Origin of the sequence: Xanthobacter autotrophicus (assembly GCF_005871085.1) — a bacterium.
Taxonomy (GTDB): domain Bacteria; phylum Pseudomonadota; class Alphaproteobacteria; order Rhizobiales; family Xanthobacteraceae; genus Xanthobacter; species Xanthobacter autotrophicus.
In genome coordinates this window covers 111,436-137,047 of record NZ_VAUP01000022.1, presented here as the reverse complement: position 1 = coordinate 137,047, position 25,612 = coordinate 111,436, and the positions used below count along the sequence as shown (strand labels likewise).

Here is a 25,612-nt window from a genome sequence, read left to right as displayed (position 1 = left end):
GACGTGCGGCCTGCGCATGGGTAGCTTCGCGCAACTTTTGAAAGGGACAGCGCCGACATGCGCAAGATCGTTATTCTTCTCGTAGGGTGGCGCGCCACTTTTTGTCCAGCCTGAGGGCTGCGGCAGACGAGGTGGCGCGTGACGAGGGGCCTTCGGGCCCCTTCGTCGTTTCTGAAGGGCTTCGGCGTCCGGCACCGGCCGCCATTCGTGACCGAGATGCCGGCGTGCCGGCGTTGATGCAAGATTTGCCGGCTTGAGCCCGGCGGGGCCGAAGGCGCCCCTGATGGAGTTGCAGACCATGAGCATCCAGATGACCGGCGCCGAAATGGTGATGCGCGCCTTCGCCGACCAGGGTGTCGAGCACTTCTTCGGCTATCCGGGCGGGGCGGTGCTGCCGATCTATGACGCGCTGTTCCAGCAGAACGCCATCGAGCACATCCTGGTCCGTCACGAGCAGGCGGCGGTTCATGCGGCGGAGGGCTATGCCCGCTCCTCCGGCAAGGTCGGCGTGGTGCTCGTCACCTCCGGCCCTGGCGCCACCAATGCGGTCACCGGCCTCACCGACGCGCTGATGGATTCGATTCCCCTGGTCTGCATCACCGGGCAAGTGGCGACCCACCTCATCGGCAATGACGCGTTCCAGGAATGCGACACTGTGGGCATCACACGGCCCTGCACCAAGCACAATTATCTCGTGCGCGACGTGAACGACCTCGCGCGCGTGCTGCACGAGGCCTTCTACGTGGCGCAGAACGGCCGTCCCGGCCCGGTGGTGGTGGACATCCCCAAGGATGTCCAGTTCGCCACCGGCACCTACATCGGCCGCGAGAACATCCAGCACAAGACCTACCGGCCCAAGCTGAAGGCCGAGGACGCGCAGATCTCTGCAGCAGTGGAGATGATCGCGGGCGCGAAGAAGCCCATCTTCTACACCGGCGGCGGCGTCATCAATTCCGGGCCGGAGGCGAGCCGCCTGCTGCGCGAGCTGGCGCGCCTCACCGGCGTGCCGGTCACCTCGACGCTGATGGGCCTCGGCGCCTTCCCGGCGGCGAACCGGCAATGGCTGGGCATGCTGGGCATGCACGGCACCTATGAAGCCAACATGGCGATGCACGATTGCGACGTGATGGTCTGCATCGGCGCGCGCTTCGACGACCGCATCACCGGTCGCCTCGACGCCTTCGCGCCGGGCTCCAAGAAAATCCACATCGACATCGACCCGTCCTCCATCAACAAGAACGTGAAGGTGGACCTGCCCATCATCGGCGACTGCACCCGCGTGCTCGCCGACATGGTCGAGGCCTGGAACGCTCGTTCGCTGAAGATCGACCAGCCGGCGCTCGCCGCCTGGTGGGCCCAGATCGAGCGCTGGCGGTCGCGCAACTGCCTCGCCTATCGCCCGTCGGACGAGATCATCAAGCCGCAGTTCGCCATCGAGCGCCTCTACGCGGCCACCAAGGACAAGGACGTCTACATCTCCACGGAAGTGGGCCAGCACCAGATGTGGGCGGCGCAGTTCTTCCGCTTCGAGGAGCCGAACCGCTGGATGACCTCCGGCGGCCTCGGCACCATGGGCTACGGCCTGCCCGCCGCCATCGGCGCGCAGAAGGCCCACCCGAACGCGCTGTGCATCGACATCGCGGGCGAGGCCTCCATCCTCATGAACATGCAGGAGATGTCCACGGCGGTGCAGTTCGACCTGCCGGTCAAGGTCTTCATCCTCAACAACCGCTACATGGGCATGGTGCGCCAGTGGCAGGAGCTGCTGCACGGCGGGCGCTATTCCCACTCCTATTCGGAAGCGCTGCCCGACTTCGTGAAGCTGGCCGACGCCTACGGCGGCGTGGGCATCCGCTGCGAGAAGCCCGGCGACCTCGACGCGGCGATCCAGGAGATGATCAACGTGAAGCGCCCGGTGATCTTCGACTGCATCGTGGACCAGCAGGAGAACTGCTTCCCCATGATCCCGTCGGGCCGCGCCCACAACGAGATGATCCTCGGCGACATGGCCATCGACCTCGACGAGGCCATCACCGACGAGGGCAAGATGCTGGTGTGAGGCACGGTCGCGACCGGGGCGGAATGCGCTGACACGCGCCGCCCCTACCCCCTCTCCCGCTTGCGGGGGAGGGCCGGGGAGGGGGCAGGCCCTCTTCGCCATGGCGAGTGGCTCGGCACCATGCCTTGCCCCGCCGTCCCCCCGCCGCCCCGGTTGCATCCGTCCCGGCCGCTGACAGCCCCTTTCCTGGCCCTCTCCCGCTTGCGGGGGAAGGGATCCCGCCGACACCTTTCCTTCAGAGCCCAGCCATGTCCCAATCCCCCGAGCCCATCGAGCGCCACACCCTCTCCGTCCTCGTCGACAACGAGCCGGGCGTGCTTGCGCGCGTCATCGGCCTGTTCTCCGGCCGCGGCTACAATATCGACAGTCTCACCGTGTCCGAGGTGAGCCACGAGGGGCGCCTGTCGCGCATCACCATCGTCACCACCGGCACCCCCATGGTGATCGAGCAGATCAAGAACCAGCTCGACCGGCTGGTGCCAGTGCACAAGGTGCGCGACCTCACGGTCGAGGGCACCGCGCTGGAGCGGGAGCTGGCCATGGTGAAGGTGCGCGGACTGGGCGAGGCCCGCGGCGAGGCGCTGCGCCTTGCCGAGGCGTTCCGCGCCCGGGTCATCGATGCCACCCGCGAGAGCTTCGTGTTCGAGATCACCGGCAAGTCCGACAAGATCGACCAGTTCGCCTGGCTCATGGAGCCGCTGGGCCTCGTGGAAGTGGCGCGCACCGGCGTGGTCGCCATCTCCCGCGGGCCGGAGGCCATGTAGGACGGGATGTTCCCGTTCATCATTTGAGGCAGCGCCTCGCGCCGGGGCAGGGCGGGAAAGCCGCCCTCCGGCGCGAACGGCTGTTCCCATTTCCCGCGATCCGGTGCAAAGGGACGCCCGGCGCGGATCAAACCGACATTCAAGACAACGCCCATAAGGAGAAAACGATGCGCGTTTACTACGATCGCGATGCCGACCTGAACCTGATCAAGGGCAAGAAGGTCGCCGTCGTCGGCTATGGCAGCCAGGGTCATGCCCATGCGCTGAACATGCGCGACTCGGGCGTGAAGGACGTCGTGGTCGCCCTGCGTCCCGGCTCCGCCACCGCCAAGAAGGCCGAGGCCGAGGGCTTCAAGGTGATGAGCCCCGCCGACGCCGCCAAGTGGGCCGACGTGGTGATGATGCTCACCCCGGACGAACTGCAGGGCGACATCTATCGCGAGAGCCTCGCCGACAACATGAAGCACGGCGCGGCGCTGCTGTTCGCCCACGGCCTCAACGTACACTTCAACCTCATCGAGCCCCGCCCCGACCTCGACGTGCTGATGGTGGCCCCCAAGGGCCCCGGCCACACCGTGCGCTCCGAATACCAGCGCGGCGGCGGCGTGCCGACCCTCATCGCCATCGCCCAGGACGCCTCGGGCAATGCCCATGACCTCGGCCTCAGCTACGCCTCGGCCATCGGCGGCGGCCGCGCCGGCGTCATCGAGACCACCTTCAAGGAAGAGTGCGAGACCGACCTGTTCGGCGAGCAGGTGGTGCTCTGCGGCGGCCTCGTGGAGCTGATCCGCGCCGGCTTCGAGACCCTGGTGGAAGCCGGCTACGCCCCGGAGATGGCCTATTTCGAGTGCCTCCACGAGGTAAAGCTCATCGTCGACCTCATCTATGAGGGCGGCATCGCCAACATGAACTATTCCATCTCCAACACCGCCGAATACGGCGAATACGTCACCGGCCCCCGCATCATCACCCCCGAGACCAAGGCGGAGATGAAGCGCGTGCTCACCGACATCCAGACCGGCAAGTTCACCCGCGACTGGATGCTGGAGAACAAGGTGAACCAGGCCTCCTTCAAGGCCACCCGCGCCCGCGCCAACGCCCACCCCATCGAGGAAGTGGGCGAGAAGCTGCGCGCCATGATGCCCTGGATCAAGGCCAAGGCCCTCGTGGACAAGACCAAGAACTGAGGGCGAGCCGCCCATTCGTGGTTAAAGGTTCTTTAACCCCGCTGCAACGTCACCGGTGTAGATTCAAAAAATCTGGACTGGGAGGCATTCGTGGGCGAGACCGACGACCTCGAATGGCACGATGACAAGGACGCGGCAAACCGTGTGAAGCACGGTTTGCCGCTCTTCTTTGCGGCGGTCATTTTTGATGGCCGGCCGCGCTTTGAACGTCTCTCTCCGAAGCAGGTCGCCGGCGAGGCCCGCGTGGAAGCCATGGCAGAAGTGGCCGATCGCGTGCTATTCTGCGTTTATATCTGGCGTGGCACGAGACGACGCATCATCTCCGTCCGGGCTGCGCATCGGAGTGAACGGCGTGCCTACGAAAAAGCAACTCGAGGAAGCTGAACGTCTCTTGCGCACCTTCGATTGGTCGAAGGTGGACGCGATGACTGACGCTGAGATTATCGAGGCGGCAAAGGCAGATCCGGATACTTCTCTTCCGACCGACGAGGAACTCGCCGAGTTCGATCTCGTCATCCCTGCGAAAAGCCGGCGCAAGCCGCCGAAGGAAGCTGCCGAATAGGCTGGCGCGCCATTGCGCGAGGGGCTTGTGTGCGGATGACCGCACCGCCCTGTGGAACGGCCGCCGTCAAGCTCCCCGCACCCAGATCGCCCACCCAGCTTCCCCGCCTCAGCGCGTCCCAAACGCCATATAGCGGACGATGCGCCAGACGCCGTCCGGATCGCGGCGGAAGACATCCAGCCCCTGCTCCGCCCAGCTCTCGCTCCTGTCGGGCGTGTTCTCGCCCGCCGCGCTCAGCGTGGAGGTCCAGGTGAGGCGGACCGCGGCCATGTCGCCTGAAACCAGAATGTCGTGGATCGCCACCGCGTAGGTGAGCCGGCGGTCCGGCTTTGCCAGTGCGGCCTTCAGGCGGGTGCACACGGACGCCTTGTCGCCGGCAGGGGCGGTTTCCACGTCCGATTGCAGGTCGTCGGCGAAGAGGTCGCAGACGCGGCCGGCGTCGCCCGCATTGAAGGCCTCGGCCCAGCCCGTGAGGCGGGCACGGATCGCGGCCTGATCGGCGGCCTGGGCGGTCTCGCCGGCGGCGGCTGCCCGCAGCGGCAGCGCCATCGCCAGAGCAAGCGCCACCGAAGCGAGAGGCAGCGCGGCGCGGCGCATCATGGGGTTCTCCAAGCTGGCCCGATCCCCGGCGGGCGCACGCCCGTCCGGCTCAAGGTCGCGGCGAGGATAGCGCGGCCGTCGCCGGGCTCAATCCACGATCTGGGTCTGGATGGTGAGGATGTCGTAGGCCGGCGCTTCCGGCGGGTTGGCGTAGAGGCTGGCGAAGGTCGAGGCGCCACCCTCCGCCGTGATGGCGCGGCGCGCGAGACCGCCGATTTCCCCACCATAAACCTGGATGGCGATGGCCACCTCCGCCTCTGAGGCATTGGCGATCTTCAGGCCGTCGCCGCCCTTGGGGGAGAAGGTCTCCACGTTGCCAGCCGGCAACGTCTTCACCGGCGCGCGGGGTGCGGGGGCGGCGCTGTCGGGCAGGGCGAAGCGCTGGCGGTGGAGGGCGCCGCGCAGCACCCCGGAAATCTCCCAGAATGGTTCCTGGCAGAGGGGCAGGTCGGCGCCGCCCGACAGAACCGTGGCGACCACGGTGAAGCGCTCCATGCCGTCCGCATAAAGCTGGTACTGGCGGAACGGCACATCCCCGGCCGTGGCGAACACAGCCGGCAGCCAGTCGTCGGTGGCGACGAGGCGGCCCATGAGGTCGGCGCCGATCATCAGGATCTCGCGCGGGTCGTCCGCCAGCTCCACCATGGACTGGATGTCCCAGATGAAGCGCTTGAGGGCGGGCGGAACGGGTTCTGTCACGGGCGGGTCCTCGCGTCGGGCTCAGTGGTCGTGATCGTGGTCATCATGCTCGTCGTGGTCATGATCGGCCTTCGCTGCCGGCGGCTTCACCAGCGTGGCGGCCAGCACCGTTCCGGCGGCGAGGATGCCGTCGTCGTCGACGGTGTGGCCGAGGCCCGGCCGGCGCATGCTTTTTGCCGGCACGCCCAGCGCCTTCAGCCGCTCGCGGGTGGCGACCATCTGGTCGAAGGGAACAACCGCGTCCTCCTCCCCATGGATCAGCAGCACCGACGGCCGCGCGCGGATCTCGCCGGAGAGATCATCCGCCTCGGGCAGCGCGCCGCAGAAGCCGATGACGAGGGCGGGGGATGCGGCGCGGCGCAGCCCCACATGGAGCGCCAGTATGGCCCCCTGCGAGAAGCCCACCAGAGCAAGGTGGCTGTCCGGAAGCCGGCGCTCGGCCAGCATGCGGTCGAGGAAGGCGTCGAGCCACGGCCCGGCGGTGGCGAGGCCTTCGGAGATGGCTTCCTGCGTCATGGCCTCGGAGGGAAACCAGCTCCGGCCGCCGCCGGGGGCGGGGAAGGGGGCCTCGGCGGCGAGGAAATCGGCCTTGGGCATTTCGGGCGCCCAGTTGAGGGCGAGGTCGATCACCTTCTGCCCGTCGGTGCCTTCTTCATGCAGCAGCACCACCAGCCACGTCGGCTTGCCGCAGGACAAGGCCGCGATCTTCGGTCCCGCGACGATGGGCAGGTCGGTCGGCATCTCGATGCCGGCGGATGCGACGTGCGTGGTCATCCGCGCGCCCTCACGGATGTCCGGCGCAAGGCGCGCCGGCCGTTGTCACACGCATGTCGGGTTCCGAACGCGAGCGGGCAGCCGCGCGCCTGGTCGAATTTACCCTCATCGCCAAGGCCATGGCCGGCCTCACTTGCCATCGCGCCCCTGCCGCAGGGGCTTCACGACAGTGATCCAGCAAGAAATGGGCCGGCGGTGAGCCTCAGGCGATGGGCGCTTTGGCGCTCACCACCCCGCCCACCAGATTGAGGCCCAGCAGGAATTCGGATGACAGCTCGGTGCGGATGAGGGGCACGCGCTCCACCGGCCGCTCCAGCGCCTCGGCATGAACCCGCCGCGCCGCCACGGCAGTGGCGATGTCCACCGCCGCGAAGCGGAAGCTGGCGCCCGGGCGCAACTGGGCGAAGCTGCCCAGATCGGCGCCGATGACGGTGGCGATCTTGGGATAGCCGCCGGTGGGCGCGCGGTCGGCCATCTGCACGATGGGCAATCCCTCGCCCGGCACCTGGATGGCGCCATGGGCGATGCCGTCGGAGACGATGTTGAAGCCGCCGGCGTGGGTCAGCGGCTCGCCCTCCAGCAGGTAGCCCATGCGGTCGCTGCGGCCGGAGAGGGTCCAGGGCTGGGTGAGGAAGCGCTCCACCACCTCGGGTGCAAAATAATCATCCTGCGGGCCGAGCACCACGCGGACCACGTCGCGCGAGCGCTCCAGCCAGGGGGCGATGAGGCGGGAGGGGGCGGTATGGCCCAGCTCTGCCCCCGCGCCCAGGGGCAGGCGGTCGCCCGCCTTCAGCGGCCCGCCGTCGAGCCCGCCGAGGCCGGAACGGGTATGCGTGGCGGTGGAGCCCAGCACCGGCGCGAGGACGAAGCTGCCCGCCGCCGCCACATAGCACCAGGCGCCGGTGGGACCAGCGCGCAGGGAAAGGGCGGCGCCCGGCTCCAGCGTCAGCACCAGCGGGGTTTCCAGCTTCTGACCGTCCAGCGTCACGGCGAAGGGCGCGCCGGCGATGGCTAGGGTCACCGGCCCGTCGTCGGCCGCCAGCGAGAGGCCGCCGAGCCCCACCTCGATGGCGCTGGCGCCGGGCGCGTTGCCCACGGCGAGGTTGGCGGTGGCGTGAGCGAGGGCGTCCATGGGGCCGGCCCCGGTGACGCCGAAGCGCAGGTAGCCGTGCCGGCCGCTGTCCTGGATGGTGGTGCCGGGACCGGCCGCGACGATGCGCAGGGCGGGAGTGCTCATGGCTGGGGCTCCCGCCGCGCCACCACCTCGCCGGCCGCCGCACGGGCTTCCAGCGCGTCGAAGGTGGCGCGGTCGATGGGCTCGAACATGAGTTCGTCGCCCACGTCCAGCAGCACCGTCGGGGTGCGGGTGAGGGAGAACATGCGCTCCGGCGTGCGTCCGACGAGGAACCAGCCGGTGGGCATGGAGACGGTGGCGATGCTGGCGAGCCCGCCCGCCATCATCACCACGTTAGGCGGATGGGGCGGGCGCGGCTTCAGGCGGCGCGAGACCGTGGCGAACGCCTCCGGCAGGCCGCCCAGATAGCAGAAGCCGGGGGCGAAGCCGTACATGTAGAGCCGGTAGCGCGCGCCGGAATGCAGCCTCACCACGTCGTCCGGGGTGAGGCCGGTGGTGGCGGCGATGGTGGCGATGTCCTCGCCGAATTCGGGATCATAGCAGCAGGGGATGGTCCAGAGTGCGCCACGCCGGGCTTGCGCAGGAGCGGCCTGCGCCAGTGCCGTCACCTCGGCGGCGAGGGTCGCGCGGTCGATCACCAGCGGGTCATAATGGATCATCAGCGAGCGATAGGTGGGCACGCTCTCGCGCACGCCGGGCAGGGCGCGCGCGGTGACGGAGGCATCAAGGGCCAGCACACGGTCGCTGATGGTGGGGTCCACCTCATTGCCGAACTCGGCGACGAGGGCGGTTTCCCCGGCATCCAGCAATCGGGGGCCGGAACGTTCAGGCGCAGGACTTTCAGGCGAAGGGGACAATGGAAATGCCCTCGTCTTCGAGCCGTCGGCGTACGCGCCTCGCGGTCTCCACCGCATGGGCTGAATCGCCATGCACGCAGATGGAGCCGATCTCGGTGGGCAGCGGCGTGCCGGATGCGGTGATGATGGCCCCGGCCTTCACCATGGTGACCACGCGCGCGGCTGCCTCGTCCGGATCGGTGATGACCGCGCCGGGCTGGCCGCGCGGCACCAGCAGGCCGGCTTCCGTATAGGCGCGATCGGCGAAGATCTCGGCGATGGGGGTGAGCCCCGCCGCGCGGGAAGCCTCGGCCTGCGCCCCCAGCGGCCCAGCGAGGATGGGCAGGCTTGCGTCCACCGCCTTCACCGCGCGGGCGATGGCAGCGGCGACCTCCGCGGTCTCCTCCGCCATGTTGGAGAGGGCGCCGTGGGCCTTCACGTAAGCCACGCGATGGCCGGCATAGGCGGCCAGCCCTTGCGCGGCGCCGACCTGGTAGGCGACGAGGCGCTCGATCTCCCCCGTTGAGAAGGGGATGCGGCGCCGGCCGAAGCCCCACAGGTCGGGAAAGCCGGGATGGGCGCCGACGCTGACCCCCTTCTGCTTCGCCAGCGCGAACACCCGGGCCATGATCTCGGGGTCCCCCGCGTGCAGGCCGCAGGCCAGATTGGCCGAGGAGACGATGTCGAGCAGCGCTGCGTCGTCGGTGATGGCGTAGGCGCCGAAGCCCTCGCCGAGGTCGGAATTGAGGTCCACCCGCATGGTGCTGTCCCCTCAGGATTGGCTTGATACTGACCGAATATGGCGTGCCGCGATCCCGGCGTCAGGCCCGGCCTTGGGCGGGGCTTCGCCGCCGGGCGGCCGGCCGTCATGGCCGGGACGCGCCCGGCCATGACGGCTTCATCGTTTCGGCTCCGCCGTGAGAATCCGGTTCAGATGCCCAGATAAGCTCGCCGCACGTCCGGATTTTCGCGCACCTCGGCGGCGGAGCCTTCGAGAATGACGCGGCCGGTCTGCAGCACATAGGCGCGGTCGGCAATCTCCAGGCTCTCCACCAGCCGCTGCTCCACCAGAAGGATGGTGACGCCGGTGTCGCGGATGGTCTTCACCGCGTCGAAGATCTCGTCCACGAGCTTGGGCATAATGCCCTGGGACGGCTCGTCGAGCATCAACAGGCGCGGCCGGGTCATCAGCGCGCGGCCGATGGCGAGCATCTGTTGCTCGCCGCCCGAGAGCGTCGCCGCCTTCTGGGGCAGGCGCTCCTTCAGCCGCGGAAACAGGGCGAAGACCTGTTCCAGCGGCGCCTCGCGGTCGGCCTTGTCGGCGTGCAGATAGCTGCCGAGGCGCAGATTGTCCGCCACCGTCAGGCGCGGGAACAGGCGCTTGGCCTCCGGCACGTAGGCGATGCCCCGCGCGGTGATGAGGTGGCCGGCCATGCCGTCGATGCGATCGCCGGCGAAGGTCACGGTGCCGCTCTTGGGGCGTTCCATGCCGGCGATGGATTTCAGCAAGGTGGACTTGCCCGCGCCATTGGCGCCGGCCACCACCACGATCTCGCCCGCCTTTACCCCGACCGAGATATCGGAGATGGCGATGAGGCCGTCATAGGCCGTGGTCAGGGATTTCACATCAAGCAGCACGGTGGCGATCCCCGAGATAGGCGGTGATGACATCCTCGTTGCGGACGATCTCGGCGGGGCTACCCTCGGCGAGGAGCTTGCCGAGGTTGAGCACGATGGCCCGGTCCACCAGCTGCATGACGATTTCCATCACGTGCTCCACCATCACCACGGTGATGCCGCGGGCGCGCACCTTGCGCACCAGATCCATGCCGAGGCGTGCCTCGGAGGGCGTGAGGCCGGTGAGCACCTCGTCCAGCAGCAGCAGCTTGGGCTCGGTGGCGATGGCGCGGGCCACCTCCAGCCGGCGCTTCTCCGGCGGGGTGAGCTGGCCGGCGGTGGCATCCGCGCGGCCGTCGAGGCCCACATAGTCCAGCACCTCCAGCGCGGCGGCACGGGCGCGGGTGGAGTTGGCGTGGCGGACGAAGGCGCCGATCATCACATTCTCGGCCACGCTCATGGAATCGAAGGAGCGCGGCACCTGAAAGGTGCGGGCGATGCCCAGCCGGCAGCGCTCGGCCGCCGGCATCTGGGTGATGTCCACGCCCTCGAACAGGATCGAGCCGGAGGTGGGCACCCGCGCCCCGGAGATGGCCGCGAACAGGGTGGACTTGCCAGCCCCGTTGGGGCCGATGAGCCCCAGGATCTCGCCGCGCTTGATGGAGATGGAGACGTCCGAGTTGGCCACCAGGCCGCCGAAGCGCTGGGTGACGCCGCGCGTCTCAAGCAGGATATCAGACGTCATGCCTTGCCTCCCGACTTGCGGGTGAAGAGGCTGAGCAGGCCCTCGGGCTTGGCCAGCGCCACCACCATGATCAGCGCGCCGTAGATGATGAGGTCGAGGCCGGAGCCCGACCCGCCGAGATAGGAGCGGGTGATCTCGGTGAGGGGGATGAGGATGGCCGCGCCGAGCGGGGCGCCCCACAGGGTGCCGATGCCGCCGAGCACCGCCGGCAGGGCGAACAGCAGCGAGAAGCGGAAGCTCATCACGCTCTCGGGGTCGATGTACGAGACGAAGGCCGCATAGAAGCCGCCGCCCACCGCGGTGAAGAAGGCCGAGACCGCCGCCGCCGCAAGCTTGGAACGGAACACTTCCACGCCGAGGCTTTCGGCCGCCTCCGGATCGTCCTTCACCGCGCGCCACCAGAAGCCCCAGCGGGAATTCTCGATGAAGTAGGTGACGAGCCACACCACCACCAGAAGACCGAGGGCGAAGTAGAAATAGGGCACCTTGTCCCGGGCGAACTGGAGGGTCCAGATGCTGTCCTGGCCGAACGGCCACTGGATGCCAAGGGCGCCGCCGACAAAGTCCCAATTGTGGACCAGGACCAGGCCGATTTCCGCGATCACCAGGGTGGCGATGGCGAAGTAGTGCCCCTTCAGCCGAAAGGTCATGAAGCCGAGGCCCACCGCCAGCACCGCCGAGAGCACGCCGCCCACCACCATGCCGAACCAGGGCACGATGTCGTAGTTCACGTAGAGCACGGACGCCGCATAGGCGCCGATGCCGAAGTAGAGGGCATGGCCCAGCGAGATCTGGCCGCAATAGCCGCCCAGGACGTTCCAGCTCTGCGACACCGCCGCATAGAGCAGGGTGAGGATGAGGACGTTCTGGAGATAGACGTCCCGGATGCCGAGCGGCAGGCAGGCCACGGCGGCAAACACAAGGGCCGCGACGACGAGCTGGCGCCGGCGTTTGGCGATGAAGGCATCGCCGCGCAGCTTGAGGGAGGTGAGGGTGCTGTCGGTCATCTTCACAGCTTTCCGAACAGGCCGCTCGGGCGGAAGAACACCACGGCGAGATAGAGGGCGAAGATGCCGACGGCCTTCATGGTCGGTGGCAGGATGAGGGCGGTGATGGCCTCCACCAGGCCCACGATGATGCCGGCCACCAGCGCGCCGAACACGCTGCCGAAGCCGCCCAGCGCCACCGTCACATAGGCGATGGTGCCGAAGGTCGCGCCCACCTGGGGGTGGATGTAATAGAAGATCGCGAGCACCGTGCCGGCGAGGCCGACGAGAGCAGCGCCAAGGCCCCAGCCAATGGCGAACACCTTGTTGCGGTCGATGCCTACGAGAGCCACCGCGCCCTGGTCCTCACGGGTGGCTTCCAGCGCCTTGCCGAAGTCGGTCCGCGAGATCAGGGAGAGGGCGGCGAATGCCGCGATGGAGATGAGACCGCCATAGATCTGCGGCCACGGCAGGAAGATGCCGAAGAGGTCCAGCGTGTGCCCGCCGAGCCACGAGGTCTTGATGGAGCGGTAGTCGGGCGTGAAGAAATACTGCGCGCCACCCTGGATCAGGATGGCGAGGCCGAAGGTGGAGAAGATCTGCACCATGCCGGCATTCGCCTTGGTGCGCATGGCATAGCGCACCACGGCGACATAGACGAACGCGCCTGCGCAGAACATGAGGCCCACCACGAACGGTGCGACCACGATGGGGTCGAGCGTCGTCCACAGGACGAGCCCGAAGGTGGCGTACATGGCGATCATGAGGAATTCGCCGTGGGCGAAGTTCACCACATCCATGAGCCCGAAGATGAGCGAGAGGCCGACTGCGATCAGGGCATAGATGAGCCCCATCAGCAGGCCGCTCGCAAGCACCTGGATCAGCGCTTGCGCGGTCATTGTGTGTCCTTCCAGCCGTTGCTTCAGCCGTTTGCCTGGGAGCTTTGGCTTCAGCCGTTCATGGGCCAGATGGGCGCGGCGATGGCCACGTCGCCGGGGAAGATGGTGACGAACTTGCTGCCGGTGTACTGCAGCAGAACCGGGCTTGCGTCGGGGTTCTGGCCTTCGTCGTTAAAGTGCACGCGCGCCCAGGGCATGATGGTGCGGGTGCCGGGAATGTCGGTGGCCACCAGTGCGTCGCGGATCTTGGTGCCGTCGGTGGACTTGGCCCGGTCGATGGCGTCGGCGAGAATGACGAGGCCCATCAGCTCGCGGGACGAATTGTCGTTGAGGTCGCGCGAGGAGCGGGCCTTGTACATCTCGTTCACCTTGCCGATGAACGGGCGCTTGGCGGCCAGATCCAGCGAGAAGGAGGCGCGGGAGATGGCGCCGACGAGCTTGTCGCCCACAGCGTCGAAGGTCACCTGCTCGGAGAAGCCAGAGGCCTGGGCGACGAGGTTCTTCGGCTTGTAGCCGAGCTCTGCCATGGTCTTCACCAGCAGGATGGCGTCGGTGGTGTAGGTGGACGGCATCAGCACGTCCGGATCGGCGCTTTTCAGCTGCTGGACCTCCGCGGAGAGCGAGGGCGAGTTGGACTTGTACTTGATGTCGGCGGCGATCTTGTAGCCGCGCTCGTTGGCCAGCTTGCGCTGCACATTGGACGAATCCACGCCGAAGATGGTGTCCTCGTAGAACAGGCCGACGCTGTCGATTTTCTTGCCCTTCTTCTTCTGGTCGTCGAAGAAGTCGAACATGGCGGCGGAGAACATCTCGTCCTGCGCGGCAGGGCGGAAGAAGAATTTCAGCTTCTTGCGCTGCAGGCTGGGGGAGGAGCTGTCGGCGCACAGGAAGGGCACTCCATAGCGCTCGGCCACCGCCGAGACGGTGGAGGACACCGCCGACTGGTAGCAGCCGATGAGGGCGGCGACCTTATCCTGCGTGATGAGGCGCTCGGCCTCGGCGCGGCCCTTCTGCGGGTCGGCCTGGTGGTCGGCATAGACGAGGCGCACCTTGGCGCCGCCGAGGCCCGCAAGGCCGGCGGCCTTGGCGGTGGGCATGTCGAAGTCGAACGAGCCGTTGATGATTTCGGCGGCGGTCTCAAAGGCGTGGCGGGCATCGATGCCCACCTGGGCGCTCGGGCCGGACATGGCGTAAAGCACACCGATGACCACTTCCGGCGCGCCCTGGGCGAAGGCACGGGAAGCGGCGCCGGTGAGGCCGACGAGCGGCAGGGCGGAAGCGGCGAGAAGAAGCTCTCTGCGGTTCATGTGTGGTCCCCTCTGAAGGTCAGGATGGCTGGACAGGTATTGGTTGCAGTCTGCGCCGTTTTCGGCGTCAGTCCGAGCGTTGCCGCCCGGGAATGATCAAAGGATCGCGAATTCGGTATTGCGCCGGTCGGTGACCAGCATGCAGCCGGGCGCGTGGGTAATGGCGAAGGACGGGCGCGCCTCGGCGATCACCGACTGCGGGGTGACGCCGCAAGCCCAGAACACGGGCAACTCGTTGTCGAGCACCTCCACCGCGTCGCCGTAGTCGGGCTGCATCAGGTCCTTGATGCCGATGAGCTCAGGCAGGCCCACATGCACCGGCGCGCCGTGCACGGCGGGAAAGCGCGTGGTGATCTGGATGGCGCGGATGGCGTGGGCCGGCACCAGCGGCCGCATGGACATCACCATCCGTCCCGAAAAACGGCCCGCCGGAACGCACTGCACATTGGTGCGGAACATAGGCACCCGCACGTTGCGTTCCACGTGGCGCAGCGGAATGGCCTCGGCCATCAGCGCTTCCTCGAAGGACAGGGAGCAGCCGATGACGAAGGCGACCAGATCATCGCGCCAATAGTCCGTCACGTCGGCGGTGTCGGCGATGACCTCGCCGTCCTGCCACACCCGGTAGCCGGGGAAGTCGGTGCGGATGTCCAGGTCCTCGCCCAGCGTGGGCACCTTGAAGCTGCCCGGCTCCGACATGCCGATGACCGGGCAGGGGCGCGGATTGAAATGGCAGAAGCGCAGGAATTCCTCTGCCAGATCCTTGGGCAGAATGGCGAGGTTGCCCTGCACATAACCCGGCGCCATGCCGGCGGTGGGGCCGGTAAGGGCACCGCTTCGGCAGGCCAGCCGCACCGCGAGCGGGGTCTGGTAGGCGGCATAGGCGTCCGGCTGGGGCGTCGAGCGCGTGGCAGTGCGGAGGCTCGCTGTGCTGGTGTTGGCCATGGTGCTGCTCATCATGTTCATCGCCGCAGCGATTCGGGCTGATCTGGCATCGAGTGCGTCCGCGCGGATGGTGGCTTGCCCATGGAATGAGCGCGCTCGATCTATGAGCAATATTTGGACGAAGGACGCACAAGGTCCAATGATGATTCAAGATTGTTTTGGATAAGCCAGGCTTATGAGTGAGCTGCGGTCACGCTTCGATGGCGAAACAGGCTTCCACCTCCACCGTCATTCCGCTGGGCAGGGAGGACGCGCCGCTGGCGATGCGGGCATGCCGCCCCCGCTCGCCAAACACGGCGCACAGGAGATCGGAGGCACCGTTGACCACGCCGGGATGACTCTCGAACGTCTCCACACAATGTACCAGTCCGGCCACGCGCACCACTTGCGTCACACGGTCGAGGTCGCCGTCGCAAGCCACCTTGAGCTGAGCGAGGAGGTTGAGGGCGCAGAGCTTTGCGGCCTCATAACCCTCTTCGGGCGTGCGCTCGGCGCCCACCTTTCCGGCATAGAGAAGCGTGCCGTCTCGGCGCGGCGCCTGCCCCGAGACGAAGACGAGGTTGCCCACCCGCACGAACGGCACATAGGTGCCGCGCGGGGTGCCGGCTTGGGGCAGGGTCAGGCCGAGGGCGGTGAGCTTTTCTTCCGTTACAGTCATGTGCGATTCCTCTTTCACTTCACCTGACGCCAGTCGCCCCGATCGCCCTTCCAGTTGACGCTGTCGCCCAGGGTGCGCGCAACGGTGAGCTTCAGGGTGCGCACCAGGCCTTCCCATTCCTTTGCGGAAAGCCCGTCCACCGCCGGCTCAGGCGCCATGAACATGCCGTCCACGCCGCCGAAGGCCACGCACTGCTCGATGGCGCGCACCTCCAGTTCCGGATCGTGGAACACCACCGGGTTTTCCAAAAGCGCCGACAGCGCCGCCACGAGGCCGGTCGCCCCCAGGTTGGAGATGTTGGCCACCACCAGATGGCCCGCAGCGGTGGCCGCCGCCACCCCGCCGCGGCCGGGAATGCCGCAGTCCGCCGCCTTGGGCGAGAAGGCGGGCAGGTCCTGCGCGATCACGCCCATGCCCAGCTCGTTGCCGCCGTCGCCGATGCCGATGAAGGGCAGGCCCATGGCCTTTCCGGTGCGGAACAGATAGTCGAGATCGCCCACCATGCCGTCCAGCGGGCGGCCTCCGAGGCCGTGATAGAGCCCGTTGGCATTGGCGCCCGGCCGCTCGATGGCGATGAGCAGTTGCGGGCGGGTGTGCTCCAGAAGCTCGTCGGCCACGGTGCGGCAGCCTTCCGCATCTTTCGGCACGGTGCGGATATAGACCGGGCGCAGGAACGGGACGGGCCGGATGACGCCGTCCGACGGGAAGGGCAGGGGGGCAAGCCCCGCGCCACGGCAGGTGGCGGCCATCATCTCCGCCCAGTCCTCGTCGATGACGATGACGCTCTCCACCCCGAAGCCCAGGAACAGGGCGCGGGCGATGAGCGCAGCGCCCACCGGCCCGTCGGTCTCCGGCACGCCGCCGCCCTCGGGAAAGCCGGTGGCGATGAGGGCGGGGCCGCTGTTCGTGGTGAGGGTCTCGGCGATGATCTCCGCCGCCCCCATGGCGATGAAGCCCGGCTGCCGGCGCGCGAGCGCCGCCCGGATCGGCCCGATGAGACCGACGCCGGTGAAGTCGAGGCAGATGAAGTCGTCGATGGTGCGCGCGACCCGCGCATAAAGGGCCGTGTCCTTGGCGAGCATGGTGAACCCTGCAGATTGGAAGCAAGAGGAAAGGGTTCAAGCGCCGATGCAGGCGGCGTAGGTGCCGGGATCCACATTGCCGCCGGACAGCATGACGCCCACGGTCTTGCCCTTGGCGTCCACCTTGCCGGCGAGCACGGCAGCGAGTGGGGTGACGCCGCCGGGCTCCACCACCAGCTTCAGCGTCTCATAGACAAGGCGCATGGCAGCCTTCACCTCGTCGTCAGTCACGGCCACGCCGCCCGCGAGCAGCGCGCGGTTGATGGGGAAGGTGAGCAGGCCGGGGGTGGGCACCATCAGGGCGTCGCAGAGCGTCGTAGCGCCCGGCGCGTTGCGCTCCGGCTTGCCGGAGGCGAGCGAGCGGGCGGTGTCGTCGAAGCCGGCGGGCTCGGCGCTATAGACAAGGGTTGCTGGCGAGCGGGCCTTGAGGGCGGTGGCGGCGCCCGCCACGAGGCCGCCGCCGGAACAGGCGAACAGAGCCATGTCGAGCTGCGCGCCCAGGGCTGCCGCCTGCTCGGCCAGTTCCAGGCCCACCGTGCCCTGGCCGGCGATGACGTGGGGATCGTCATAAGGCGGGATGATCACGGCGCCGGTCCGGGCGGCGATCTCGGCGCCGATCTCCTCGCGGACTTCGGTGGCACGGTCATAGAGGCGCACGGTGCCGCCCAGCCGTTCGGCGCCCTCGATCTTGGCGCGCGGGGCGTCGGAGGGCATCAGGATGGTGGCCTTTATGCCGTGGCGCGCCGCCACCGCTGAAATGGCGAGGGCGTGGTTTCCCGAGGACCAGGCGACGATGCCGCCTGCGCGCTCGGCGGCGCTCATCAGCGCCACGCGATTGGAGGCGCCGCGGAACTTGAACGAGCCGGTATGCTGCAACATCTCCGGCTTGATGAGAATGCGCGCGCCGCAGGCTGCGCTGATGGCAGCGCTTTCGAATAGCGGTGTGCGGATGATCTGGCCGGCAATACGATCCGCCGCTGCCTCTACGTCAGCAATCGTGGCGGCGAATACCTGCTTGGTGTCGGAAATGGCGGGCGAAAGCGCTGAATTGGAAGACATGATAAGGCCTCGGCGGAAGAGGCTTTCATGTCACCATGCTCCATGCATGCATTCAAATTATGATCCAGCATGAACTTTAATCATGCTTCCTTATTGGTGATCAATCCCGCCCGGTCCTCCCGTGCGACCTCGGCGGCGAGGGCGGCCAGCGGCCCCGCGATGCCGCCGCCCATGGCCATGGGATAGCTGGCGGTGAAGGCGAGGTCCGGCAAGCTGACCTCGGTTTCGACCACGCGGAGCTTGCCGGCGGCCAGCTCCGCGCGGATCACGTCCGGTGGAATGACGCTGATGCCGATATGGTCCTCGGTCATGCGGATGATGGTGGAGAGGGAAGAGTTGCTGAACAGGCGCGGCGATCCGATCTCGGGAATGCTCAGGATCTCGCGCAGAAAGGTGTAGGGATAGGTGGATTTGGGATAGGTGATGAGCGGATACTTCAATAGATCCCGCCGGGACAGGGGTTCGGCGGCGATGGGCAGGTCGCTGGCGGCCACGAATGCCAGGGCATAGCTGCCGAGGTCGAGGTTGTGCATGTTGGGCTCGCTCACCGGGCCGAGCAGGAAGGCAAGGTCCAGTTCGCGCTTCACCAGGGCGTCGCGCATTACCGGCGTCACATCCACGGTGATGTCGATGAGCACGTTGGGATAGACCGCGTGGGCGCGCTCGATGAAGCGCGAAAGCCAAGTCTGCACGATGGTTTCGGACACGCCGAGGCGCACAACTCCGCGCATGGCCTCGGGGGTCGCCACCGCCTCCAGCATGGCAGCGCGCAGCCGGAGGAAACGCTCGGCATAATCCACCAGCACCCGGCCCTTCTCGGTGAGGCTGATGGAGCGCGAGGAGCGCTCGAACAGGCGGGTCCTCAGCTCGGTTTCCAGCGCGGCGATGCGCTGGGAAACGGCGGGTTGGGTGGTGTTCAGCCGCTCGGCCGCCTTGCTGAAGCTTTCCAGCTGCGACACCCAGTAGAAGATTTCAAGGCTGCGGAAATCGACCATCGAACGCGGTACGCCTAAGGAGGGGCTATAATTGTAGGCCAATGGAGGGCACTGGCAATTGCGGGACCAATGGGGGAGCCGGCGGCACTGAAACGCTGCGGCTTCCGAGGCCCCCTTCCTGTCAAGCGGGAGGGGGCAACCGCCTGCCGGTTCAAAAAGGCCCCCGAAGGCATCCGGCTCAGGTGAGCGGCAGCACCATGAGTTCGGCCGCGATGGGGCGGGTCTTCAACCGCTCGTACCAGGCCAGCAGGTGGGGGAAATCCGGGCGCTCCAGCGCCGTGCCCTCCAGCGGCAGGTTGAACCAGCGATGGCAGGCACAGGCGAGCGGGATGTCGGCCATGGTGAAGCGCTCGTCCACGAGATAGGTGCGCGTCGCCAGCGCCCCGTCCGCCACCGCCAGCGCGTCCTTCAGCTCGCCGAAGGCGCGGGTGATCAGCGCCATGTCGCGGGCGTCCGGCTTGGTGCGCACCAGGCCGCGGAACACCGGCGACAGCACGGGCGCCACTGCGCTGAGCTGGAAATCCATCCAGTGTTCGGCATCGGCCCGCAGGCGCAAATCGTCCGGCATCAGCGTGCCCAGCCCGTGGCGGGCGCACAGATAGCGCACGATGGCGTTGGATTCCCACAGCACGAAACCGTCGTCCTCGATCACCGGAACCCGGCCGAAGGGGTTGAGCGCGCGGAAGGCGGGCGTATCCACGAGGCCGAAGACACCGCCCGCGTCGATGCGTTCGAACGGGACGGACAGCTCACGCGCGCACCACACCACCTTTTCCACGTTCACCGAGTTCAGCCGGCCCCAGATCTTCAGCATTCCCGTCTCCTTGCCCCGAAACCGGTTCGGGTGTCACTCCCGCGCCAACCCTTCTCAGCGCTCGGTGAAGGAGCGGGAGAAGGCATCGGTGAGCGGCCGCACCAGATAGCTCAGGACGGAGCGTTCGCCCACATAGAATGCAACTTCCGCATTCATGCCGGGCACGAGGCGCTGCTTGAGTTGGGGCGGGATGTCAGTGTCCGCCACCGCCACCCGGGCGAGGAAATAGGGCTGGTGGGTGGTCTCGTCCACCAACCGATCGCGGGAGACCGACTTCAGCTTGCCCATGACCATGGGCGTGGTGCGATCGTGGAAGGCGGGGAAGCGAACCTCCACCGCGTCGTCCTTCTTCAGACGGTCGATGTCCTGCACCGGCACCTGGGCGTCCACCACCAGGGGTTCGTCCAGGGGCACGATCTCCAGCAGGGTATCGCCCGCCCGCGCCACCGCGCCGACCGTGTAGGCACGGGCATTGATGTTCTGCACCATGCCGCCGCGCGGGGCGCGGATGTCGATGCGCCCCAGCACGTTGCCAGTCACCCGCACCTTCTCGTTCAGCTCGGCGATGCGCTGGCGGGCTTCCAGCAATTGCTTGCCGATGTCCTCGGCGCGCTGCTGGCGCAGCTGGGAGACCTGCATGGTGAGTTCGCCGATGGAGCCGCGCACCTTGGCGGTGTCGGCGGTGTTGCGGCCGACCACGCCTTCGAGCCGCGCCTTCTCCCGCTCGATCTGCGAGACGCGAGACTTGTTCACCAGCCGCTTCTGCTCCAGCTGGCGCAGGGAATCGAGCTCGTCGTCGATGAACATCAGCTGCTGCTCGGCGGAAAGCCTTTCCTGGGCGAGACCCTCGATCTCGTGGCCGGACTGCTCGGCGCGGTTTTCCAGGATGCCGGTCTGGCTCTTGAAGGCGGCGCGGCGGTCGCGGAACTGGGTAAGCTGGTCGGCCATGGCGTCGCGCACAACCGGTTGGCCGGCGTTGGCGAGAAGGTCATCGGGAAAGGCGATCTGCTCCCGCTCGTCCCGTTCGGCGACCAGCCGGGCTTCGAGCGCGAGGGCGGCGCGCAACTGGGCCAGGGCGGCGTCGTCGCTGGCCTTGGACTGGGTCGGGTCGAGGCGGAACAGGACCTGGTCCTTCACCACCTCCTGGCCTTCCTTCACCAGGATTTCGGCGACGATGCCGCCTTCCAGGTGCTGCACCACCTGTCGCTTGCTTTCCACTCCCACCACGCCGGGGGCGATGACGGCGCTATCCACCCGCGCCAGCGCCGCCCAGCCGCTGACCCCCAGGAAGGTGAAGGCGATGACGGCGTAGCCGATACGCACCATGGTGTGATAGTCGCCCGAGGGCGGCGGGGGGCCGCCCGGGGTGGTCGCGGCTGGCGGCGTGCTGGGTCGGGTGGTGCTGGCCACGGCCATGTCGGGGCCGACCGGAACGGTGCGGCGACTGAACCAGCCTTCAAGAAACCGCATGGCCATCCTCCATCGCCGGGGGGCGCGGGGCCGGGGGCATGTTGGGCGGAGCATCGGCCGGGGCGACGCCGAGCGGAACGCTAGCCAGCGGCGGGCGCGGGCGGAGCGCCTGGGGTGCAGGCTGCGGCCCGGTATGGCCCATGGCTGCGCCCGTCGGCTGGCCGGGCTGGCCCGTCGGCGGGGGACCGCCGGTCATCCGCTTCAGCATGTCCTCGCGTGGGCCGAAAGCCTGCGGGGCGCCGTCGGCGATCGCCAGGATCAGGTCGCACTGGCTGAGGGCCGCCGGGCGGTGGGTTACGATGACCACCGTGCGCTCGGCCGCCTTGAGCAGCCGGAGCGCCTCGGCGAGGGCCAGCTCGCCGGGAGGATCGAGGCTGGAATTGGGTTCGTCGAGCACGATGAACGCCGGCAGGCCAAACACCGCTCGCGCCAGGCCGATGCGTTGGCGCTGCCCACCGGACAGGGCGACGCCGCCCTCGCCGATCTGGGTATTGTAGCCCTGTGGCATGTGCTGGATCAGGTCATGCACGCCGGCGAGGCGGGCCGCGGCCACAACTTCCGCGTCGTTGGCCTCGCCGAAGCGGGCGATGTTCTCGGCGATGGTGCCGGAAAACAGCTCCACGTCCTGCGGCAGATAGCCGATGCATCGGCCGAGCTGGTCCTCGTCCCAGTGGCCGAGTTCCGAGCCGTCGAGCCGCACGCAGCCGGAGACCGCCGGCCATACCCCCACCAGTGCGCGCGCCAGGCTCGACTTGCCGGCGGCAGTGGGACCGACGATGCCGAGCCCGGTGCCCGCCGGAAGCCGGAAGGACACGTTGCGCAGCACCGGCACGTCGCGGCCGGGGGCGCGCACGAACAGATTCTCCACCGAGATTTCGCCGCGGGGGTCGGGCAGGCGCAGCCGCCGTCCCGGCTCCGGCGCGCCGGCCAGGAGTTGCTGGATGCGCCCATGGGCGGCATGCACGTTCACCACTGACTTCCAGTTGCTCACCGCAAGCTCGATGGGCTGGATGCAGCGCCCCACGAGGATCGAGCCGGCGATGATCATGCCGGGCGAAATCTCCTTGTGGATGGCCAGATAGGCCCCAAGGCCGAGAACCACGCTCTGCACCAGCGCGCGGTTGAACTTGGTGAGCGCCACCAGGATGGAGCTGCGGTCACCGGCCTGACCCTGCCAGCCCAGCGCCTGCTCGCGCATGGCGCCCCAACGTCGGCGTAGCTCGGGGGCCATGCCCATGGCCTGCAGCACTTCGGCGTTGCGCAGAGTGGCCGTCGCCAGGGTGCTGGCGGTGATGCTGGAGCGGGTCGAGGCGGCAAGGCTGGCCTGGGTGGCCCGGTTGTTGAGCACGGCGAGGGCACCGGAAAGCAGGGCGCTGCCCAGCGCCAGATAGCCGTAATAGGGATGCAGCAGGGTGGCGCAGATGGCGTAGATGGGCATCCACGGCAGGTCGCACAGGGCGGTGAGGGCGGGGCCGGCGAAGAAGTCGCGGACCGTGTCGAGGTCGCGCAGGGTCTGGGTCTGGCCCGAGCTGCGGTCGCGCACCGCGGTGCGCTGGATGGCGTCGAACACCGGCACGTGGACCTGGGCGTCGAAGGCGAAGCCGGCCCGTTCCAGCACCCGTGCCCGCAGCGCCTCCAGCGCCGACCAAACCATGTAGAGGAAGGCGGTGATGAGTGTGAGCAGGATCAGTGTCTCGATGCTGCGGCTGGACAGCACGCGGTCGTAGACCTGCATCATGTAGATCGAGCCGTTGAGGCCCAGCAGGTTGATGAAGAAGCTGAAGACGATCACGGCTATGAAGGCGGGGCGGATGGCCCGCAAGGCCTGATCGAGCGCTGTCGGCTTGTGCGCGGGCGACGGCCCCCGATGGCCGGGCGAAAGGCTCATGAAAAATCCTCGGCGCGGGCCCAGGTGCGGTACCCGGCAGGCGCCGGCCGCTCGATGCTCGAGCAGCGGCGGGCCTGCTTTGAATTCAGATTGTCGTGACGGCGAGGCGACGACCCAGGCCGGTCACGGACATGGGCACGGCGCCATTCCCGTCAGGAAGCCCAAATCCCCGGAAGGGAGCAGTGCACAAAAGGTGGCGTGGTGCCCCGCGCGACGCCGAGGCTCGCGGATAGAGGTCATGACGATGACGCCTCCGGTTTCGACGGTATGACGATGCATTACCGTCGTCGCAGATCAAGCCCTAAACCGGGGGTACACTGGCGCAATTGGAAGCAGGCGGTGGAAAATCACGCTTTACTGGCACATGCTTACGCTTGTTAGCAACCTTTGCGAGTAGATCTTTCATAAAACATGCGGTGACGCCCGGAGTGTGGGCCTAATTTCGCAAATTGCCATACGCCGCAAGGAAGACGCGCACCGCATCGGCCACGGTCCGCTCCATCTCGGCGGGAGTCGGCTGCTGCCCGGTGCCGAACAGCAGGCCCTTCACCAGGTTGCCCTGGCACAGGTTGAAGAACTGGAACGCGGCGGTCTCGCAGTCATCCACCTTCAGGCGGCCGAGCGCAGTCTGACGGGCGAGCAGATCGGCAAGCCGGCGACCGCCGTGGCAGGGGCCGGCGTCGAAGAAGGTACGTCCCACCGCCGGGAATTTCTCCGCGGCACCGATGACCATGCGCAGGAGGCGGATGTGATCGGGCTCAACCATCATGGTCATGAAAGACAGGCCGATGCGCTTCAACAGGCATTCCGCGTCCGCGTGGTCCGCATCGAACTCGAACAGGCCCTCTGCGGCCTTGCGGCGGTCGGTTTCCACCAGCGCCTGGAAGAGTTCTTCCTTGCTGGAGAAATAAACATAAATGGTAGCCTTGGAGACCGTGCTGGCGCGCGCGATCTCATCCATGCTGGCGCCATCGAAGCCCTTTTCGAGGAACACACGCCTGGCGCCGTCGATGATGTCGCGACGTTTCCGGGCTTCGGGTTCGGCGGGTTCGGGCGCCACCACGACTTTCGGCGCGGCGCCCTTGGTGGGATGCCTCATCTCGACCTTTCCTGATACTGGCCCTGCATAGGTGGCTCAGGGCGTGCTGTCAAAATAATTGACTGAACGGTTCAGTTCAATATAATTGCCATAAAATTAGACTGAACCGTTCAGTTAACTTCGTGCCAGCCGGAGAGCGACCGTGACACAGGCCAACAGGATCGAGACGGCGGCGGAGGATGCGGTCCCTCAAGCGCTGGCATATCCCCCGCCTGCTGACGCGTCTCCGCTCGCGGTGTCTCAGGTTGAACCGTCTCCGGCCGTCGGCGTGACGGTTCTAAAGCGGCCGGCTGGAGCGCCTGGCGCCAAACCGGGTGGAGCGCCGCCCGTCATCGACGCTCCGGCCTCCGCCCCGGCGGGTGCGGCGCCTCCTAAGAAGCGAGCGTTGAAGTCGTATGTCTTCGGCGCCCTGCTCGTGGCTCTTGCGGCGGGCGGCGGCTGGTATGGCACGCACTGGTGGCAGGTGGGCCGCTTCGAGGTCTCCACCGACGATGCCTATGTGGCCGCCGACACCTCCATCCTCGCCGCCAAGGTGGGCGGCTACGTGAAGAGCGTGGACGTTGTCGCCAACCAGTGGGTCAAGGCCGGCGACGTGATCGCGCGCATCGATGATGGCGACTACACCCTCGCCCTGCGCGCCGCCCAGGACAAGATCGCCACTCAGGAGGCCGCGCTGTCGCGCTTTGACGAGCAGGAGAAGGCGGCGGAAGCCGCCGTCGCCCAGGCGCGGGCGCAGCTTGTGGCCACCCAGGCGGACCTGCAGCGCACGCAGCTTGAATTCGACCGGCAGAACAAGCTTGCCAGCTCCCATTTCGCCAGCCAGTCGGTGCTCGACAATGCCCGCGCCGACCGCGACAAGGCGCAGGCGAACGTGGCTGCGGGACAGGCCGCCGTCGCTTCCGCAGAGGCTGCGGTGGCGGTGCTCAAGGCCCAGCGCACCGAGGCCTCGCGCGTGCTCGACCAGTACCGCACTGGCCGCGACCAGGCCCAGCGCGACCTCGATTTCACCGTGGTGCGTGCGCCCATCGACGGGGTGGTGGGCAACCGCGCGGTGCAGGTGGGCCAGCTGGTGCAGGCCGGTACCCGCCTTGCCGCCGTGGTGCCGCTGGCCGGCGTCTATGTGGACGCCAATTTCAAGGAAACCCAGCTCGGCCGCCTGCATCAGGGCCAGAGGGTCCGGGTGTGGGTGGATGCCTATCCGGACCGGGATTTCGTCGGCACGGTCATGAGCGTTTCCCCGGCGTCCGGCTCGGTGTTCAGCCTGCTGCCGCCGGAGAATGCCACCGGCAACTTCACCAAGATCGTGCAGCGCGTTCCCGTGCGCATCGGATTCGACGCCGGCGCGCTCGAAGGGCGCAACCTGCGGCCCGGCATGTCGGTGACCGCCGTGGTCGACACCCGCGCCGACGCCTCCTGAGGGGCGTCCGTTCGG

General features: G+C 67.7%; 26 protein-coding genes. 6 read left to right on the top strand and 20 right to left on the bottom strand.

Annotated elements, in window-relative coordinates; translation table 11 throughout:
- Positions 1 to 298: 298 nt before the first annotated feature.
- From FBQ73_RS09500 to FBQ73_RS09480, 5 genes are all read left to right on the top strand, one after another.
- Complete coding sequence (locus FBQ73_RS09500) at positions 299 to 2,059, top strand: acetolactate synthase 3 large subunit (protein WP_138399249.1); 1,761 nt, start codon at positions 299 to 301, stop codon at positions 2,057 to 2,059.
- 248 nt (positions 2,060 to 2,307) lie between these two features.
- Positions 2,308 to 2,823: an acetolactate synthase small subunit gene (gene ilvN, locus FBQ73_RS09495; RefSeq protein WP_138399248.1), complete on the top strand. Its 516-nt coding sequence runs from the start codon at positions 2,308 to 2,310 to the stop codon at positions 2,821 to 2,823.
- A gap of 167 nt (positions 2,824 to 2,990) precedes the next feature.
- On the top strand, positions 2,991 to 4,010 hold the full coding sequence (ilvC, locus tag FBQ73_RS09490) for a ketol-acid reductoisomerase (RefSeq protein ID WP_138399247.1): 1,020 nt from the start codon (positions 2,991 to 2,993) through the stop codon (positions 4,008 to 4,010).
- Positions 4,011 to 4,100: 90 nt separating this feature from the next.
- A complete protein-coding gene (locus FBQ73_RS09485; protein ID WP_138399246.1) occupies positions 4,101 to 4,394 on the top strand; it encodes a BrnT family toxin in 294 nt (97 codons plus the stop codon).
- Between the two features lie 40 nt (positions 4,395 to 4,434).
- Positions 4,435 to 4,572 carry a hypothetical protein gene (locus FBQ73_RS09480; RefSeq protein WP_210236736.1) on the top strand — a complete coding sequence of 46 codons (138 nt, stop codon included), beginning with the start codon at positions 4,435 to 4,437 and terminating at the stop codon, positions 4,570 to 4,572.
- Positions 4,573 to 4,680: 108 nt separating this feature from the next.
- Here the strand turns inward: FBQ73_RS09480 and FBQ73_RS09475 are convergent, their stop codons facing one another.
- From FBQ73_RS09475 to FBQ73_RS09380, 20 genes are all read right to left on the bottom strand, one after another.
- Positions 4,681 to 5,172, bottom strand: a complete 492-nt coding sequence (locus FBQ73_RS09475) for a YybH family protein (protein WP_138399244.1) — start codon at positions 5,170 to 5,172, stop codon at positions 4,681 to 4,683.
- An 87-nt stretch (positions 5,173 to 5,259) separates the two neighbouring features.
- Positions 5,260 to 5,871 (bottom strand): cysteine dioxygenase family protein, encoded by a 612-nt coding sequence (locus tag FBQ73_RS09470; RefSeq protein WP_138399243.1) that lies wholly within the window; start codon positions 5,869 to 5,871, stop codon positions 5,260 to 5,262.
- A 21-nt stretch (positions 5,872 to 5,892) separates the two neighbouring features.
- Positions 5,893 to 6,645 carry an alpha/beta hydrolase gene (locus tag FBQ73_RS09465; protein ID WP_138399242.1) on the bottom strand — a complete coding sequence of 251 codons (753 nt, stop codon included), beginning with the start codon at positions 6,643 to 6,645 and terminating at the stop codon, positions 5,893 to 5,895.
- A gap of 202 nt (positions 6,646 to 6,847) precedes the next feature.
- Positions 6,848 to 7,882, bottom strand: a complete 1,035-nt coding sequence (locus FBQ73_RS09460) for a 5-oxoprolinase subunit C family protein (protein WP_138399241.1) — start codon at positions 7,880 to 7,882, stop codon at positions 6,848 to 6,850.
- A complete protein-coding gene (locus FBQ73_RS09455) occupies positions 7,879 to 8,637 on the bottom strand; it encodes a 5-oxoprolinase subunit B family protein (protein WP_138399240.1) in 759 nt (252 codons plus the stop codon). Before FBQ73_RS09455 ends, FBQ73_RS09460 begins: the two co-directional genes overlap by 4 nt.
- Positions 8,621 to 9,376: a LamB/YcsF family protein gene (locus FBQ73_RS09450; protein ID WP_138399239.1), complete on the bottom strand. Its 756-nt coding sequence runs from the start codon at positions 9,374 to 9,376 to the stop codon at positions 8,621 to 8,623. Before FBQ73_RS09450 ends, FBQ73_RS09455 begins: the two co-directional genes overlap by 17 nt.
- A gap of 170 nt (positions 9,377 to 9,546) precedes the next feature.
- Positions 9,547 to 10,287, bottom strand: coding sequence for an ABC transporter ATP-binding protein (locus FBQ73_RS09445; RefSeq protein ID WP_392567227.1), 741 nt, complete (start codon positions 10,285 to 10,287; stop codon positions 9,547 to 9,549).
- Positions 10,244 to 10,978, bottom strand: a complete 735-nt coding sequence (locus tag FBQ73_RS09440; RefSeq protein WP_138399237.1) for an ABC transporter ATP-binding protein — start codon at positions 10,976 to 10,978, stop codon at positions 10,244 to 10,246. The genes FBQ73_RS09445 and FBQ73_RS09440 overlap by 44 nt, the downstream gene beginning before the upstream one ends.
- Positions 10,975 to 11,985 (bottom strand): branched-chain amino acid ABC transporter permease, encoded by a 1,011-nt coding sequence (locus FBQ73_RS09435; protein WP_138399236.1) that lies wholly within the window; start codon positions 11,983 to 11,985, stop codon positions 10,975 to 10,977. The genes FBQ73_RS09440 and FBQ73_RS09435 overlap by 4 nt, the downstream gene beginning before the upstream one ends.
- A gap of 2 nt (positions 11,986 to 11,987) precedes the next feature.
- On the bottom strand, positions 11,988 to 12,863 hold the full coding sequence (locus FBQ73_RS09430; protein WP_138399235.1) for a branched-chain amino acid ABC transporter permease: 876 nt from the start codon (positions 12,861 to 12,863) through the stop codon (positions 11,988 to 11,990).
- Between the two features lie 50 nt (positions 12,864 to 12,913).
- Positions 12,914 to 14,170, bottom strand: coding sequence for an ABC transporter substrate-binding protein (locus FBQ73_RS09425; RefSeq protein WP_138399234.1), 1,257 nt, complete (start codon positions 14,168 to 14,170; stop codon positions 12,914 to 12,916).
- Between the two features lie 96 nt (positions 14,171 to 14,266).
- Positions 14,267 to 15,115, bottom strand: a complete 849-nt coding sequence (locus FBQ73_RS09420; RefSeq protein ID WP_138399665.1) for a putative hydro-lyase — start codon at positions 15,113 to 15,115, stop codon at positions 14,267 to 14,269.
- A 190-nt stretch (positions 15,116 to 15,305) separates the two neighbouring features.
- Positions 15,306 to 15,773 (bottom strand): RidA family protein, encoded by a 468-nt coding sequence (locus FBQ73_RS09415; RefSeq protein ID WP_138399233.1) that lies wholly within the window; start codon positions 15,771 to 15,773, stop codon positions 15,306 to 15,308.
- Positions 15,774 to 15,787: 14 nt separating this feature from the next.
- Positions 15,788 to 16,855, bottom strand: coding sequence for a DUF4392 domain-containing protein (locus tag FBQ73_RS09410; protein WP_138399232.1), 1,068 nt, complete (start codon positions 16,853 to 16,855; stop codon positions 15,788 to 15,790).
- Positions 16,856 to 16,891: 36 nt separating this feature from the next.
- Complete coding sequence (locus tag FBQ73_RS09405) at positions 16,892 to 17,914, bottom strand: threonine/serine dehydratase (protein ID WP_138399231.1); 1,023 nt, start codon at positions 17,912 to 17,914, stop codon at positions 16,892 to 16,894.
- 80 nt (positions 17,915 to 17,994) lie between these two features.
- The gene (locus FBQ73_RS09400) at positions 17,995 to 18,909 is read right to left on the bottom strand and encodes a LysR family transcriptional regulator (protein ID WP_138399230.1); all 915 of its coding nucleotides are present in this window, start codon (positions 18,907 to 18,909) and stop codon (positions 17,995 to 17,997) included.
- Positions 18,910 to 19,087: 178 nt separating this feature from the next.
- The gene (locus tag FBQ73_RS09395) at positions 19,088 to 19,723 is read right to left on the bottom strand and encodes a glutathione S-transferase family protein (protein ID WP_138399229.1); all 636 of its coding nucleotides are present in this window, start codon (positions 19,721 to 19,723) and stop codon (positions 19,088 to 19,090) included.
- A 54-nt stretch (positions 19,724 to 19,777) separates the two neighbouring features.
- Complete coding sequence (locus FBQ73_RS09390) at positions 19,778 to 21,193, bottom strand: HlyD family type I secretion periplasmic adaptor subunit (RefSeq protein ID WP_170218825.1); 1,416 nt, start codon at positions 21,191 to 21,193, stop codon at positions 19,778 to 19,780.
- Positions 21,180 to 23,081 carry a type I secretion system permease/ATPase gene (locus FBQ73_RS09385; protein ID WP_138399227.1) on the bottom strand — a complete coding sequence of 634 codons (1,902 nt, stop codon included), beginning with the start codon at positions 23,079 to 23,081 and terminating at the stop codon, positions 21,180 to 21,182. Before FBQ73_RS09385 ends, FBQ73_RS09390 begins: the two co-directional genes overlap by 14 nt.
- Positions 23,082 to 23,517: 436 nt before the next feature.
- The gene (locus FBQ73_RS09380; protein WP_138399226.1) at positions 23,518 to 24,180 is read right to left on the bottom strand and encodes a TetR/AcrR family transcriptional regulator; all 663 of its coding nucleotides are present in this window, start codon (positions 24,178 to 24,180) and stop codon (positions 23,518 to 23,520) included.
- Between the two features lie 196 nt (positions 24,181 to 24,376).
- Between FBQ73_RS09380 and FBQ73_RS09375 the strand changes: the two genes are divergently transcribed.
- The gene (locus tag FBQ73_RS09375; RefSeq protein WP_170218850.1) at positions 24,377 to 25,597 is read left to right on the top strand and encodes an HlyD family secretion protein; all 1,221 of its coding nucleotides are present in this window, start codon (positions 24,377 to 24,379) and stop codon (positions 25,595 to 25,597) included.
- The last annotated feature ends 15 nt before the right edge of the window (positions 25,598 to 25,612 follow it).

Bases quoted from the DNA above. Each gene is read 5' to 3' on its own strand.
- FBQ73_RS09500 (WP_138399249.1), top strand. From the start codon at position 299: ATGAGCATCCAGATGACCGGCGCCGAAATGGTGATGCGCGCCTTCGCC.
- ilvN (WP_138399248.1), top strand. From the start codon at position 2,308: ATGTCCCAATCCCCCGAGCCCATCGAGCGCCACACCCTCTCCGTCCTC.
- ilvC (WP_138399247.1), top strand. From the start codon at position 2,991: ATGCGCGTTTACTACGATCGCGATGCCGACCTGAACCTGATCAAGGGC.
- FBQ73_RS09480 (WP_210236736.1), top strand. From the start codon at position 4,435: ATGACTGACGCTGAGATTATCGAGGCGGCAAAGGCAGATCCGGATACT.
- FBQ73_RS09475 (WP_138399244.1), bottom strand. From the start codon at position 5,172: ATGATGCGCCGCGCCGCGCTGCCTCTCGCTTCGGTGGCGCTTGCTCTG.
- FBQ73_RS09465 (WP_138399242.1), bottom strand. From the start codon at position 6,645: ATGACCACGCACGTCGCATCCGCCGGCATCGAGATGCCGACCGACCTG.
- FBQ73_RS09460 (WP_138399241.1), bottom strand. From the start codon at position 7,882: ATGAGCACTCCCGCCCTGCGCATCGTCGCGGCCGGTCCCGGCACCACC.
- FBQ73_RS09450 (WP_138399239.1), bottom strand. From the start codon at position 9,376: ATGCGGGTGGACCTCAATTCCGACCTCGGCGAGGGCTTCGGCGCCTAC.
- FBQ73_RS09445 (WP_392567227.1), bottom strand. From the start codon at position 10,287: ATGTCATCACCGCCTATCTCGGGGATCGCCACCGTGCTGCTTGATGTG.
- FBQ73_RS09440 (WP_138399237.1), bottom strand. From the start codon at position 10,978: ATGACGTCTGATATCCTGCTTGAGACGCGCGGCGTCACCCAGCGCTTC.
- FBQ73_RS09435 (WP_138399236.1), bottom strand. From the start codon at position 11,985: ATGACCGACAGCACCCTCACCTCCCTCAAGCTGCGCGGCGATGCCTTC.
- FBQ73_RS09430 (WP_138399235.1), bottom strand. From the start codon at position 12,863: ATGACCGCGCAAGCGCTGATCCAGGTGCTTGCGAGCGGCCTGCTGATG.
- FBQ73_RS09425 (WP_138399234.1), bottom strand. From the start codon at position 14,170: ATGAACCGCAGAGAGCTTCTTCTCGCCGCTTCCGCCCTGCCGCTCGTC.
- FBQ73_RS09420 (WP_138399665.1), bottom strand. From the start codon at position 15,115: ATGGCCAACACCAGCACAGCGAGCCTCCGCACTGCCACGCGCTCGACG.
- FBQ73_RS09415 (WP_138399233.1), bottom strand. From the start codon at position 15,773: ATGACTGTAACGGAAGAAAAGCTCACCGCCCTCGGCCTGACCCTGCCC.
- FBQ73_RS09410 (WP_138399232.1), bottom strand. From the start codon at position 16,855: ATGCTCGCCAAGGACACGGCCCTTTATGCGCGGGTCGCGCGCACCATC.
- FBQ73_RS09405 (WP_138399231.1), bottom strand. From the start codon at position 17,914: ATGTCTTCCAATTCAGCGCTTTCGCCCGCCATTTCCGACACCAAGCAG.
- FBQ73_RS09400 (WP_138399230.1), bottom strand. From the start codon at position 18,909: ATGGTCGATTTCCGCAGCCTTGAAATCTTCTACTGGGTGTCGCAGCTG.
- FBQ73_RS09395 (WP_138399229.1), bottom strand. From the start codon at position 19,723: ATGCTGAAGATCTGGGGCCGGCTGAACTCGGTGAACGTGGAAAAGGTG.
- FBQ73_RS09390 (WP_170218825.1), bottom strand. From the start codon at position 21,193: ATGCGGTTTCTTGAAGGCTGGTTCAGTCGCCGCACCGTTCCGGTCGGC.
- FBQ73_RS09385 (WP_138399227.1), bottom strand. From the start codon at position 23,081: ATGAGCCTTTCGCCCGGCCATCGGGGGCCGTCGCCCGCGCACAAGCCG.
- FBQ73_RS09380 (WP_138399226.1), bottom strand. From the start codon at position 24,180: ATGAGGCATCCCACCAAGGGCGCCGCGCCGAAAGTCGTGGTGGCGCCC.